Source organism: Candidatus Villigracilis vicinus (assembly GCF_016702885.1).
Lineage (GTDB): Bacteria > Chloroflexota > Anaerolineae > Anaerolineales > Villigracilaceae > Villigracilis > Villigracilis vicinus.
Genome location: NZ_JADJDD010000005.1, coordinates 98,599 through 112,535, shown reverse-complemented (window position 1 = coordinate 112,535; position 13,937 = coordinate 98,599). Strand labels below are relative to the sequence as shown.

The following is a 13,937-nucleotide window of genomic DNA, read 5'->3' as shown; positions in this document are numbered from 1 at the left end:
TTTGCTATAATCCCAGCCATGATCTATCTTGATTATGCCGCCACCACTCCTGTTGACGAACGTGTGCTCGCGAAGATGATGCCTTATTTCCGCGAGGCGTTCGGGAATCCGTCCTCCATTCATCGCTTTGGTCAGAAAGCCGAATCCGCAGTGGACGAAGCGCGGGAGAAGGTTGCTGCAGTGTTGGGCTGCCGCCCGGATGAGATCGTTTTCACCTCCGGCGGCTCTGAAGCGGATAACCTTGCTTTGCGCGGGGCTATGCTGGCACGCAAAGAGTCCAGTAAGTGGGTGCTGACTGCCAGGACGGAGCATCCTGCCGTGAGTAAGACGGCGATCCAGCTCGAAAAGGAATATGGTTTCCTGCTCGAATGGCTGGATGTGAACGAGTACGGTGCCGTCACAGTTGAGGCGCTGGCGAAAGCGGTTTGCAACAACACGACCATGGCGTCGGTGATGTATGCCAATAACGAAATCGGTACCATCAACCCGATCGCGGATCTTGCCGAAGTGGCAAAGACAAATCACATCCTGATGCATACCGATGCAGTACAAGCTGCAGCATACCTTGATGTGAACGTTTCAACACTTGGCGTAGACTTAATGTCGCTTGGCGGGCATAAATTCTACGGACCTAAAGGGGTGGGGGCGTTGTACGTTCGTAAAGGCACGAATGTGTTGCCTCACCTCACGGGTGGAAGCCAGGAGTTCAGCTTGCGTGCCGGGACGCACAACGTGCCATATATTGTTGGCTTTGCTGAAGCGTTGCAGCTTGCTGCACAGGAACGGGAAGCACGCATTGCGCATGTCAAACCGATGCGAGATCATATTATCGGTACAGTCCTTGAAACCATCTCCGATTCGCGGCTGACAGGGCACCCTGAACAGCGTCTGCCTAACCATGCTTCGTTTGTGTTCAAAGATGTCGATGGCAACCTGCTCTTGCAGTTGCTTGATGCGGCAGGCTTTGCCTGTTCTTCCGGCTCTGCCTGCAAGACCGGCAACCCCGAACCCAGTGACGTTGTGAAAGCCCTCGGGTATTCCGACGACTGGGCATTAGGTTCATTACGCATCACCCTCGGGGCGGGGATAACTCCGGAACATGTCGATTCATTCTTGAAGACCTTACCCTCATTAGTTTCAAGAGCCAGAACCTTGAATCACTAGTGACCATTCAATCAACCTTTGAAAACTAAAATCATCACCCTCGAGTCTCACGATGACCTCATCTCTGTCCGCGATAAATTGTCGTGGGCAAAGACGCCGCGCATTTTGTTGGTGTGGCCCAAATATGAAAAAGTGACCCTGCGTTTGCTGGATTTAAAAGTCTTGCAGCGCCACGCGGATTCACTTGGGGCGCAATTGGGGCTTGTTACCAGAAGGATGAAAGTGCGGCGCGATGCGGAATCGTTGGGCATTCCGGTCTTTTCCACCACCGCCTCGGCTCAGAAGGATGTTTGGGCTGAAGCAGCGCCCAGAACCCAGCGCACCCCGCCGCCCCCGCGCCGCGACCTGCGCTCTGTCCGTGACGAGATTTACCTTAAAGAAAGCCCCTGGCGCACATCCCTTTTGGGGCGGGTGCTCACATTTACAGCGGGGGTTATGGCTGTTTTGGTCATGGCAGGCTTGTTCATCCCGCGTGCGGCGGTGGTTTTGAATCCTGAAGCGCAAGCTGTTTCCATCGTCATCCCTGTTAATGCGAATCCGGCAACCACTGCAGTGTCGTTGAGCGGTGAGATCCCTGCGCAGGAGATGTCCATCGTCGTGAATGATGAGCAGACTGTGACGATATCCAGCCGGGTTCCCATTCCCAAAACGAAAGCGACCGGTGTGGTGCAATTCACGAATTTAGGTTCAGATGAACTCCTCATTCCGGCAGGGACGCTGGTTGCCACCAATACACTCATCCGCTTTATGACCTTGAATGATACGCGCCTGCCAGCGGGCGTGGATGAGATCGTTGAAGTTAAAGTGGAGGCGGTTGAGATGGGGGCGAAGGGCAACGTCCGCGCGGGTGAGGTGAGTGTGATCGAGAACGCATTGGGGCTTTCTGCCAAAGTGAGCAACCCAGACCCCATGATCGGCGGCAGCGACGAAGATGTGATCGGCGCTACCGAAGAAGACCGCATCACACTGCGAGACAAAGTGATGATCGCGCTTTACGAAAAAGCCCGTGGACAGTTCCAATCTAACATTGGGGCAGATGACCTGCTGATCGCGGATACCTTGTTCATGAAAGAGATCAAACGCGAAGAATTTTCTCCATCTGCGGGGCAGGCAGGCGCTGAGCTGGTATTTTCCGTTGAAGCGGAGTTTACAGCGCGGTATGTTTTGGCGGAAAACCTCAAAGCCTTGGCTGTTTCGTCGGTCACGGCGTCCATTCCGCAGGGATTTTCTCCATCGGGCGAAATGACCTTTAGTCCGTTGGAAGCGCCCATCACAGATGCTTCGGGGATTACCCGTTTTCCATTACAAGCTACACAAGCCACTTTACGCAACATCGACAAGTTACAACTCTATAACCTCATTCGCGGGCGTACTGCGCAAAGCGCCGCCGCTGCTGTAAAAGATACCCTGTCCTTGCAAAATGAGCCGCAGGTAACGGTGACTCCATCCTGGTGGCCCTGGCTGCCGTTGATCCCTTTCAATATTTCAGTGGAAGTTAAGTAGACGATATGATATCGTCATGAATCACTATGAGAATTCTTGCAGTTGACCACGGTGAAAAACGCATCGGTCTTGCCTTGAGTGACCCGACTGCTACGATTGCCAGCCCGTTGAAAGTTATTCAGCATGTATCACGTATGATCGATGCCGCCCAAGTAGCGGATATTGCCGCACAGAACGAAGTCGGTTTGATCGTCGTTGGGCAGTCCTATGATGAAGACGGCAACCCCAACCCGGCTGGGCGCCGGGCCGGGCGTTTTGCCGATGAACTTCGCAATCAGACAAATATCCCCATCGAAATGTGGGATGAATCCCACAGCACTCAGATCGCCCGTGCTGCCCGGATTGAGCTTGGCGTCTCCCGCAAAAAACGTGCCGGGCATCAAGATGAATTTGCCGCAGTGGTTATTTTGCAGTCGTATCTTGAAGCACGGCGTAATGTGTGACCATACCAAAAATAGAAAATCCAAAATTGTAAATTGAAACCCTGATGCCAAAATTTTTTCGACGTTATCAATATTATTTTCTCCTCGCAGCCCTTGTTCTTATTGCCTTTGCCTGTGTCTTCGCATTCTTCTATTACCTCCCCGCACGGGCTTCATTGTTGTATGGTCCACCTGCAAAAGACCTTTCGATCCCAAACCGCATCGAATATTCCACCCGTTTACTTTCCTATGGAGATGAACTAACCACCCCGTTGGATGTGAACGGCGCCGAACAGCCCTTTCGGGTTGAGTCTGGCGAGTCGGTTGCATCCATCGCAGATCGGCTGGAAGGCTTGGGCTTCATTTCCAATGGGCAGGCTTTCTTCGATTATGCTGTGTATACTGGCATCGATCTCACCATTCAATCCGGCGATTTCACCCTCAGCCCGGCACAATCCATTATTGACATTGCTCGGTCACTCCAGAATTTTTCCCCCAGCGATGCCACACTCGTGATTTTGCCCGGCTGGCGGATGGAAGAGATCGCCGCTTCGCTCCCGACCTCCGGCTTGACCATTGCTCCCGAAACGTTTCTCGCTGCTGCAAACACCCCGCCCCAAGTCCTTTCCTTCGCTGCACCTGCCACCATGGAAGGCTTTTTCTTCCCTGATACATATACCCTGCCGCGTGAAACCACCCTTGATCAGTTGCTGGATATCATCGGACGTAACTTTGCCGCCAAGCTAACCCAAGACCTTCAAAATGGATTCGCCGCCCAGAACTTGAGCATCTATCAAGCCGTGACCCTTGCCTCCATCGTTGAGCGCGAAGCTGTGCGCAAGGAAGAGTCTGCAACCATCGCATCGGTGTACCTCAATCGCATTGCCCTCGGCATGAAATTGGATGCAGACCCCACCGTCCAGTATGCGCTTGGCTATCAATTTGATACCGGTTCATGGTGGAAGAGTCCGCTCGCTTTGACAGATTTGGAAGTCATCTCTGCCTATAACACCTATCAGAATATGGGGCTGCCGCCCACGCCTATTTCCAACCCCGGTCTCGAAGCATTGATGGCTGTGGCGTATCCTCAGACTACATCCTTTTATTACTTCCGCGCGGCTTGTGATGGCTCTGGCTCACATGTCTTCGCTGCCACCTTTGAAGAGCAGATCGCCAACGGATGCCCATAACGTGAACGTTCAGGAATTGGAAAAACGTCTCGAAGAAGAAGCTTGCAGCCGGTCCCATTACTCTCTCGGCAAGCGTTACCCCGGCGGCGCATATTGCCTGGTCCATGAAGATGGAAAATGGCGTGTCCTTTACAGCGAACGTAACCTCGACGACGAGCCTCTCTTCGAAAGCGAAAGCGAGTCGGAGGCGTGCGCCTTTTTCTTCGAATACATGACCACGCGCATCTTACATACACATTTGGTGGGGTATTTTATTTCGTTAAATAATGCCGAGGCATTGGCTGAGAAGTTGGCGCAGCAAGGCATCTCTACGCATCGTAATGACGTTCCCTATCATGGCTGGCATGACCCGCGTTTTCGTGTGTTCGTAACGGGTAAGGATATTTTCAAAGCGCAGGAACTTTTAGGTGAATTACCCGTCCGCGACCACCGGGATTAAGGAGAGGAAGTTCTAAAGCCATCCCAAAGCGCAAGAGCAGGTTTGGCTGTCCCATCGAATTCGCGTAAACCCGTGTAGGCAAAATTACCCAGCATCGTTGCGTCGTTGCTGCTAGTCATGCCTTTTGTGTATGAGTCCAGGTTGAAGTCGCTCAAGAGAGTATTGACCCAGAACACCATGCGTGACCCAAGCTGGGTGTGAATTGCATTGAGATAGGCAACTTGGTCTTCAGGCGTATGCGTGAACTGGTTGAAGGCAACCGTAGAGAATCCACCTTCAGCAACCGCGACCGGTTTCAAGGTCCGCGAGAGAAGCGGGGAATAATAATCTGCAGGGATGTCTGTGCCAGTGGGGAAGATAAAGTACGGGTAGGTCGAGATCACCCAAACATCCAAGTTGGGCTCAAAGGCTTCCATTTGTTCCCAATTGGGTTGAAGTTTTTGCCGATTGCCTTCTTCGGGCTGGGGAAACATATTGTTTAGATCATCCCATTGAAAGGTGACAAAGACCTGGGTTTTTGGCGATTCTGCCTTGATCAGCGCATAGATCTCATGATATAGGCTGATGAAATTCGGTGCATCTTCGGGGTGAGCATCCATATATGTATTGATCTCAGATGCAAGACCAAGATAGCGCGGTTTGAAATTTTGCGCGACCCAAATGGCATAATTCTTGTATGCCATGCGGACATCCGGGTTGGCAAAACTTGCCTCCCAGCCAAAGGGCAAACCATCAAATTCGCGGCGGTTGAGTCCATTTAATGCATCGAGCACAAAGATGGTGTCCAGGTCATTTTGACGCGCGAGAATGACTTGATTGATGAGGTCTGTGCGTATCTGAGATTCGCCATCTACGCTGTTGACGAAACTTTCCCACTCTATATTCTTTTGAATGAGGACGAAATCACCGTGCTGGGCAATGTCTTTGAAGGTTTGAAGAACACTTTCAAATGTCACTTCAGGCGGGGCAGGGAAAAAACCGTAGGCGGTCTGTGTTGAATCAAATATGGATGTCTCTGGTGTAGGCGGTGGGGTGGGGGCTCCGCCACAAGCCAGAGATGTGATGATCAATATGGAAAGGAAAATAAAAATTCGCCGCATGTGTGCCTCCATAACATAGTACATGTAAGAAGGACAAAAAGTTGCGGCGAATTTTTCGATTTTATTTCTTTTTATTTATAAAATATCCGGCTGCGAACATTCCGCTGTCGATAATCGCGAGGGTCAGTCCTTGCCATAAAACCGGGGTGAGCTGTGCCCGAACCATGACGGCGGCAAAGTCACCAGTGAAATCTGCGAGGAAAGACGGCAGGTAATTCGGCAGGCGTTTTGTCAGGACACTCTCCAACACTGCCCTCAATATGGGCGTACCAAGAACGCCCATCAAAAATGTGATGAACCCCGTGATCCCCAGTGCAATACCCCACCAGGTCAGCCAATCGTTGGGGGAGCGTACGGCAACGAGTGTCAGCCCAAGCAGGAATATCAACGGCAGGATCGGGCTGAGGCGCATGAAGAATCGAATGGTTTGCAGCCGTTGGCGTGGGTCGTTTTGAGGCGGGGCGGTGACGAGAGTCAATCGATCGGGGATGATGGTTGCGGTGGCTTGCATCTGTCCTTGAATGATTGGCATCAACATCGGCAGTACATTCTCAGGTGGGTTGCATAATTGGACCTGATCGCCAGTAAACATGCCGAACATGATCAGCGCAGATTGTTCAAGGGTACAGGCAGGCAGGGTTCTCAACAGGGCAATCGCCGCTTGTGTGCCCGTCTCACTTCGCATGCTTGTTTTGACCGGGGCAAGATCGACCTCGATTGAATCGCTTTCCATGTTGATGTATGCAAAAGTCGAAATAAGTACGTCATCGCCAAGAGGTTTTAGCACCTCCGGTGGAAGCAGCGTGCGCATGAAACTTTCCCATGTTTCTGTGCTCATGCCTTGCATCCCAAGCGGTTGTTGAGCCGGGTCTGTGCTGGATGTGATCGACTGCGCCAGAAGGCTGGGAATTTTGTTATAAAAATCTTCGCGGGCAAAGGCTTGCTGATAGGTCTCAGCGGTGAAGGCACGCCGGTCAAAGTTAAAGAACAGCAAAGCCATCACGGCGGTGACGACGAATGCAATGGTAAATAATATTGCGATAGGTTTTCGATAAGTGGTCATTGGATTTATTGAAGTGGCAGTCACCTTCAAGGTGACTGCCACTTTGTCTATTACGCGGTCAGGATCTCAATGTAATCCTGTGTTACAGGTTCGGCATGCCCTACACCAAGCAGGTCCAGCAACTCACGAACAAGGTCTGCTTTAAGATCGGCATCCTTACGGCTCCAGGTGCGGCTCTTGATCTCAAGGAAGGTTCCCATTGCGGGTTGTTTCATTTCATCCAGATTAATGAAGAATTCGGTGTTCTTGTATTTGATATGCCAGCGCAAGCGGTCTTTTTCCACAGAAACTTCCTGCGTCGGTTTGAAGTATTCACGATAGAAACGCAGCGATTGTGTGGCGGGCGCCAGGAAGCGGCTGCGCGAGAGCAATACTTCTCCCATTTCGTCCTCACGTTTGACGCCGAGCAGGGTCAGGCGTGAGCGTACATTTTCTATGTCCCCTTTTTCGTTGATTAGACTGTCTTCACGATAGCGCAGCCGTCCTTGATTGGGATCATCGAAAAGGAAATATTCATCAAATTGACGATAATGCTTGTGGGCATTGATCTCGATCTCTTCGCGCTTCACATTCTGGACGATGAGACTGGGGTCTTCGACCTTGACCTTAACCTGCACCTCGAACGATTCCTCTTCCATCGAGCCGCCGAGGGCAATGAGCTTCGAGAGTACAGACTGTTCACGCTCGGTCAGGAAGGCGTCGATCTTGGTGGCAAGTTCGCGGGCTTGAGCAATCAGTTCTTTTTCGTTCAAAGTCAACAGGTTGTGATCGCGCATTAACCATTTGCCGTTAACCATCACGTCTGTAACATCGGTGGACTTGGACGCATACACGAGTTGGGAGTACGCATTTAGCGGATCACGTTTGAAACGCGGCGTGTTGTGCAGGGGATTGGTATCCACGAGGATCAGGTCAGCGCGTTTGCCAACTTCCAATGAGCCGGTGATATGACCGAGATGTAGTGCCTGTGCGCCGAGGCGTGTAGCCATTGTCAACGCGGTGGCGGCGGGGATAACGGTCGGGTCGTTCGAGGCAGCTTTGGCGACGAAAGAGGCGAGGCGCACTTCTTCGAACATATCCAAGTCATTGTTGGATGCGGGTCCATCGGTGCCAATACCCACGTTGAGTCCATCCGCGAGCATTTTGGCAACGGGTGCAAAGCCCGAAGCGAGTTTGAGGTTTGAAGAGGGGTTGTGTGAGACGCCCGCATTGGCATGTTGCAAGGTGCGGATCTCGCCCGTGTCAATGTGAACACAATGTGCGGCAATGACCTTGGCTTCGAACAGACCAAGTTTCTTGACGTACGGAATAACCGGCATGCCCTGTTCCTTGCGCATGTTTTCCACTTCGAATGCGGTCTCTGAGATGTGGATATGCAAGGGCACATCGAACTCTTTGGCAAGGTCCACGCAGGCACGAATAATTTCGGGGTTGGTAGAGTAAGGCGCGTGCGGTGCAATGGCGGGGACGATGAGCGGGTGCCCCTTCCATTTTTTGATGAACTCGCGCGCATAGGCGAGTGAGTCGTCGTAAGAGGGCGCATCAGGTGCGGGGTATTTCATGACCGACTCGCCGCACACAGCGCGCATGCCTGCATCCGCAGTGGCTTGGGCGATATCGTCTTCGAAGAAGTACATGTCGTTGAAGGTGGTCACGCCGCTGCGGATCTGTTCGGCGCAAGCGATGAGCGTGCCGAGGCGCACAAATTCCGGCGAAACGAATTGACGTTCCACGGGCAGCATATAGCCCATCAGCCAGACATCGAGGCGCAGGTCGTCGGCGAGACCGCGCACGAGAGTCATGGGTACGTGGGTGTGCGCGTTGACCAGACCCGGCATGAGCACCTTGCCGCCGCAGTCGATGGTTTCGGTTGCAGAATATTCTTTTTTGAGTTCGGCTTCACTTCCAACCGCGACGATGGAATCACCTTGGACGGCGACCGCGCCGGGGTCGTATTGAGTTAGTTTTTCATCCATCGTCAATACGATGGCATTGATAAAGAGGGTATCTATTTGTTGGGTCATTCAATCTCCTTTTTCGTTTTGTTATTGTCACCCTGAGCGGTAGCGAAGGGTCTCTGAGATTATCGTAGAGATGCTTCGCTATCGCTCAGCATGACATAGACCGAGTCGATTATCTCCAATTCAACAGGACTTCCAATGCTTTTAAATTCTCATCGAAATCAGTGAACTTGTGGGTCGAGAGTTCCATATCCACAGCGGTGATGCCGAGTTCAACGGCGTAATCAGCAAGGGTCCCGGTATAAACACAGCCCGTGTCAATGGGGGGGTAAGGGTAGCCGGTTGCCTTGGCAAGTGCTTTCGAGAATTTCTTCGAATCTGCTTCCCACGGCACACCGCCAGGGAAAACGCCCAATGCTGCACTGTGATAGCTGATAAGCGTCTCTACATTGTGCGATTGCAGGAAATACATAACGGTGCGTGTTTCTGGTTCGGAGCCGGGTCCTGTGCCGCCGGTAGTGGCTGTGAGACTCCAGCAGCCCTCACGGTCCCAAGTCTTTGCCCAGTTGGCAGGGAAGTTGCGGTTCAAGTCCACGCCGTGGTCGTTGACGCGTCCGTCGATGCCATGGTCACGTGCGTCACCGTCCGGGTTCATGTTGCGCAGAATGTAAAGGGTTACGTCATCTGGAACGATATCAGGATTATCAAAAATGTGCTGGATCAATTCGTCTGCCAGTGCAATGGTGTTCCATTCGTAGCCGCCGTGAATGCCTGCTACGATCATCTTTTCATGCTCGCCGTTTCCAAATATATATACTTCAATGGGCCTGCCGGAGACAGAGTATCCTACTGTGGCTACGCTGGCTCTTCCCGCTGAACCTACATTTTGAAGGACAAAGGGTGTTGGAGATTGTACGACGATCATGGTAGAGCGCGGGTTGGGCGTGATGGTCGGCAACACCAGCGATGGCGGATTCGGGGTGAAGGTGGGGGGCATGGTGGCCGTGAACACGACTCTAGGTTCCTGTGGCGCAGCATGTGCGGGTTTCAATGCCAAATAGGCAACTGCTACAAGTGCAACGGCGCATAAACCAAAGATGTTCAAGCCCCAGGCAAGGATGACTAATGGTGTGTCATTCTTTTTACGCGGCTTGGGTTTCGCCATTAGTCCATTTCCTCAAGGGTGGTGCGCAGCCAATTCAAGGCGAGGTTCATGCTCCAACGCGGCAGGCTTCTTGGCGGACCACCGTATGTAATACGGTGGGTCTTTTCGCCGCCGGGTGTGATCAACACCATTTCTGCGGCACGTTCATCCATATAAACGGAGACACCAAGCGCAATATCTTTTTTTGAGTCGGCTCGAGCGGCACGCAAAGCGTGGGTCAATGCATCAAGCGTGAGGTTGGGAAGTGAGGCGCTGTGTGGGATCTTACGTGCCAGCAGCCCGTCCAGTCCGCTTTCGATGGCGGTCAGGGTCAAGCCGCGTTTGGCAAGCAGGTTGAGCACCACATCTTCAAGTTTGTCTTCATCGGCGCCAAATACGATCGTACCAAGACGTTCGCGCACCTGTGCTTCAACCTCGGCGATCATTGCACTCGCTTCGGCTTCGCTTTTTGCTTTTGCCGTGATGCGCACATCCACCACTCCTGTATGCGCTGCAAGACCCACTGTGGGGTTGCTGAGCGTTTCGAGGTCGGCGATCTTTTCGTCGATCATGCCCTCACCGAGACCTGCACAATGCAACACACGTACTTTGATGATTTCATCAAGCCCAAAGCGCTTTTGCAAATACGGAATGACCGATTCGTGCAATACATGTTCCATTTCAGCTGGAACGCCGGGCAGCGAGATGACCGCGTTCTTTTCGGTTTCCACAATGAAGCAGGGTGCCGTGCCGACCGGGTTTCTTAACCCGATCGCACCCTGCGGAACATAAGCCTGTCGCTTTTGATTCTCAGAAGGCTGACGTCCATAACGAGCAATGGTTTCAACAACTTGCTGCCAGAGGTCTTCGCGAAACTCTGTTTTTACACCCACGGCAAGCGCAACGGCTTCGCGGGTGGGGTCATCGATCGTGGGACCCAGCCCGCCAGTAGTGATGACGATGTTCGCGCGTTCCATGGAATCATGGATGACGCCCGCAATGCGCTCGACATTGTCGCCGATGGTGACGGTGCGATACAGATCCACGCCCAGCCCGCGCAGGGTGAGGGCGATGTGACGGGTATTTGTATCCACGATCTCGCCGAGTAATATTTCTGTTCCGATTGTGATGATTTCTGCTGAGGTCATATTCAATTCCCCCCTCTCTGTTGGGAGAGGGGTAGGGGTGAAGTTAAACTACATTGTACTCTTTTATCAAACGACCCTCTGCGAAGCGTTTCAGGTCAAGCATTGAAACATCCACGCTTGAAAATTTGCCATCCAAAATATATTCGCTCATTAACTTCCCAGAGATCGGTCCATGCATAAAGCCATGCCCCGAAAATCCCGTGCAAAGCAGAAAGCCCTTCACCTCGGTCGCGCCATAGATCGGGTGCGCATCTGGAGTCACTTCGTAAAGCCCTGCCCAATGGGAGGCGCGGCTTGCGCGTTCGATCAAAGGCATGCGCTCGATCGCCGTTTCTAAATTTACCAGTTCAAAGTCTTCATCCACGTTCTGGTCGAAGCCCGGCTTTTCGTTCTGGTTGCTCATGCCGATCAATAGACCTTCCCCTTCGCGATGATAGTACAGCGACTTCGCAAAATCGATCACGAACGGGAAATCCTCAGGTACTTCTTTCAGTGGATTCGTTGTGAACATTTGCCTGCGCAACGGCGTGACCGGGATTTGAATTCCCGCCATGGTACCGATCAGACTTGACCACGGTCCCCCTGCATTCAGAACCATACGCGTCTCGACCGTGCCCAGGTTTGTTTGCACTTCCCGAACCTCTCCGCCGCCGACGGTGACTCCCGTCACCTCCGCGCCTGTGAGCGCGATCACACCCATTTTTTGCGCCGCGTTGACATATCCCATCACCACGCTGTTCGGGTCCACCGTGCCGTCCTTTTGGTTGAAGGTACCTGCAATGGCATCGTCGAATCGCATGAGCGGCAAACGCTTGCGGACCTCGTCACCGCTGAGCAGTTCGGTTTGCACACCGAGCCGGTTTTGCAAGGCAACGTTCCACTTGAATTCCTGCTCATCTTTTTCGTTCGTAGCCACCAGTAAATACCCACACTTGCGGTAGCTCACATCCTGACCAAGCTCTTCTTTGAAGCGTTCGATCATGGGCAGGCTTGCCATGGAAAGCTTCACGTTGACTTCAGTGGAGAATTGGTATCGTACTCCACCGGCACATCGGCCCGTCGCGCCGGTGCCGAAATGGCTTTCTTTTTCAAGCAGGAGAATATTCTTTACTCCGCGTTTGGCCAGGTGATAGGCGGCACTTGCACCCATGACCCCTCCGCCAATGATGACAATATCTGCTGATTTTGGGAGTGTGTTCATAATGTTGTTATTTTACAAAAAAACCCGCTTTCCGCCAAAGGCGTGAAAACGGGTTTTTCGTTTATCACGATCTTGTTTATTCGATGCCCAGGTAGGTTTTTTGAACCATCTCGTTCTTTTTGAGCTTGGCTGCGTCATCGGTAAGAACGATGCCGCCGGTTTGCAGCACATATCCACGGTGTGCAATGGAGAGCGCCATAAGGGCATTCTGTTCCACAAGCAGGATGGTGGTGCCTTTGTCGTTCAAGCGTTTGATGGTATCAAAGATCAGATCTACCAGCACAGGTGCGAGACCCATCGAGGGCTCATCCAGCATGAGGATGCGCGGGTTGAGCATCAGTCCGCGCCCAATGGCGAGCATTTGCTGTTCACCGCCGGAGAGCGTTCCGCCGAATTGGGTGATGCGTTCCTTCAAACGTGGGAACAACTCAAAGACCAATTCGAGGCGTTCTGCGATCGCCTTCTGATCGTTCACAGTGAAGGCGCCCATTTCCAGGTTTTCGTACACGGTCAGCTTCGGGAAAATACCGCGCCCTTCGGGGACGTGTCCCAGCCCCATGCTTACAACAGTGTGGGGTTCAATGTGAGTGATGTCTTTTCCGTCAAAGTTCACGCTGCCTTCGCGGGCGTGAATGATACCGGAGATGGTACGCAGAGTGGTGCTTTTGCCTGCACCATTGGAGCCGATCAATGTGACGATCTCGCCTTCATTGACGTACAGGGAGATGCCTTTCAGGGCGTGGATATGTCCGTAATAGGAATGGACATTGGTGAGTTCAAGAAGTTTTCCCATGAGAGATGCTCCTATGCCTTTTGCTCGTGCGCAACCGCCGCGCCTCGTCCGAGATACGCTTCGATCACGCGCTGGTTCGAGCGGATTTCCTGCGGCGAGCCTTCTGCGATCTTTTCGCCATAATCCATGACGGAGATATGTTCAGAAATACCCATCACCACGCGCATGTCGTGCTCGATCATCAGGATGGTGATGCCTTTTTCGTCGCGGATGCGGCGGAAAAGTTTGATGGCATCTTCAGATTCATTTGGGTTCATGCCTGCGGTGGGTTCATCCAACAGCAGCAGGGTGGGGCTGGCGGCAAGGGCGCGGGCGATCTCGATGCGGCGTTGCCCACCGTAAGGCAGGTTGCGCGCAAGTTCATTGCCGACGTTCTTTAAGCCAACGTATTCCATCAATTCCTTGGCTCGCTGTTCGGCGTCCTTTTCTTCCTTGTGGAAGTTTCTGGAGCGGAACAGGGTGTCGAAGGCATTCTGCTTGAGCTGAATGTGCATGCCGACCAGGATGTTCTCGATCACGGTCATGCTGCCAAACAGGCGGATGTTCTGGAATGTACGGGCAATTCCCGTCGCCGCCACTTGATCCGGGCGCAGCCCGATCAGAGGTTTATCTTTGAACAAGATTTCCCCTTCTTCGGGTTTGTAAATGCCGGTCAGGCTGTTGAAGAAAGTGGTCTTGCCTGCGCCGTTCGGACCAATGATGCTAACGATTCGCCCTTCATCGACAGAGAAGGTCATCTTGTTGACGGCTGTCAAACCGCCAAAGCGCTTTACAACGTTTGTAGTTTTAAGTAAGGACATGGTTGCAGC

13 protein-coding genes are annotated in these 13,937 nt (G+C 52.6%); 5 read left to right on the top strand and 8 right to left on the bottom strand.

Features of this window, described 5'->3' with window-relative positions; translation table 11 throughout:
* The first annotated feature begins 18 nt into the window (after positions 1 to 18).
* From IPG80_RS05505 to IPG80_RS05485, 5 genes are read left to right on the top strand one after another with little or no spacing between them, the layout of a single operon-like run.
* Positions 19 to 1,164 carry a cysteine desulfurase family protein gene (locus IPG80_RS05505; protein ID WP_345103552.1) on the top strand — a complete coding sequence of 382 codons (1,146 nt, stop codon included), beginning with the start codon at positions 19 to 21 and terminating at the stop codon, positions 1,162 to 1,164.
* A gap of 18 nt (positions 1,165 to 1,182) precedes the next feature.
* Positions 1,183 to 2,667 (top strand): baseplate J/gp47 family protein, encoded by a 1,485-nt coding sequence (locus tag IPG80_RS05500; RefSeq protein ID WP_345103550.1) that lies wholly within the window; start codon positions 1,183 to 1,185, stop codon positions 2,665 to 2,667.
* A gap of 26 nt (positions 2,668 to 2,693) precedes the next feature.
* Positions 2,694 to 3,110, top strand: coding sequence for a Holliday junction resolvase RuvX (ruvX, locus tag IPG80_RS05495; protein ID WP_345103548.1), 417 nt, complete (start codon positions 2,694 to 2,696; stop codon positions 3,108 to 3,110).
* 44 nt (positions 3,111 to 3,154) lie between these two features.
* A complete protein-coding gene (mltG, locus tag IPG80_RS05490) occupies positions 3,155 to 4,279 on the top strand; it encodes an endolytic transglycosylase MltG (protein WP_345103547.1) in 1,125 nt (374 codons plus the stop codon).
* Position 4,280: 1 nt separating this feature from the next.
* Positions 4,281 to 4,718, top strand: coding sequence for an SPOR domain-containing protein (locus IPG80_RS05485; RefSeq protein WP_345103545.1), 438 nt, complete (start codon positions 4,281 to 4,283; stop codon positions 4,716 to 4,718).
* On the opposite strand, the gene IPG80_RS05480 is transcribed toward IPG80_RS05485, so the two are convergent.
* The 8 genes from IPG80_RS05480 to IPG80_RS05445 form a co-directional block, all read right to left on the bottom strand.
* Positions 4,715 to 5,818, bottom strand: coding sequence for a hypothetical protein (locus IPG80_RS05480; RefSeq protein ID WP_345103542.1), 1,104 nt, complete (start codon positions 5,816 to 5,818; stop codon positions 4,715 to 4,717). The two genes, IPG80_RS05485 and IPG80_RS05480, sit on opposite strands and share 4 nt — an antisense overlap.
* A 61-nt stretch (positions 5,819 to 5,879) precedes the next feature.
* Positions 5,880 to 6,881, bottom strand: coding sequence for a hypothetical protein (locus IPG80_RS05475; protein ID WP_345103539.1), 1,002 nt, complete (start codon positions 6,879 to 6,881; stop codon positions 5,880 to 5,882).
* Positions 6,882 to 6,931: 50 nt separating this feature from the next.
* A complete protein-coding gene (locus tag IPG80_RS05470) occupies positions 6,932 to 8,905 on the bottom strand; it encodes an amidohydrolase family protein (protein ID WP_345103536.1) in 1,974 nt (657 codons plus the stop codon).
* Between the two features lie 109 nt (positions 8,906 to 9,014).
* A complete protein-coding gene (locus tag IPG80_RS05465) occupies positions 9,015 to 10,007 on the bottom strand; it encodes a M14 family metallopeptidase (protein ID WP_345103533.1) in 993 nt (330 codons plus the stop codon).
* Positions 10,007 to 11,134, bottom strand: coding sequence for a CinA family nicotinamide mononucleotide deamidase-related protein (locus IPG80_RS05460; RefSeq protein WP_345103530.1), 1,128 nt, complete (start codon positions 11,132 to 11,134; stop codon positions 10,007 to 10,009). The genes IPG80_RS05465 and IPG80_RS05460 overlap by 1 nt, the downstream gene beginning before the upstream one ends.
* Positions 11,135 to 11,177: 43 nt before the next feature.
* Entirely contained in the window at positions 11,178 to 12,335 is a 1,158-nt protein-coding gene (locus tag IPG80_RS05455) for an FAD-dependent oxidoreductase (RefSeq protein ID WP_345103527.1), read from the bottom strand.
* 76 nt (positions 12,336 to 12,411) lie between these two features.
* On the bottom strand, positions 12,412 to 13,128 hold the full coding sequence (locus tag IPG80_RS05450; RefSeq protein ID WP_345103524.1) for an ABC transporter ATP-binding protein: 717 nt from the start codon (positions 13,126 to 13,128) through the stop codon (positions 12,412 to 12,414).
* Between the two features lie 11 nt (positions 13,129 to 13,139).
* A complete protein-coding gene (locus IPG80_RS05445) occupies positions 13,140 to 13,928 on the bottom strand; it encodes an ABC transporter ATP-binding protein (protein ID WP_345103521.1) in 789 nt (262 codons plus the stop codon).
* Positions 13,929 to 13,937: the final 9 nt, after the last annotated feature.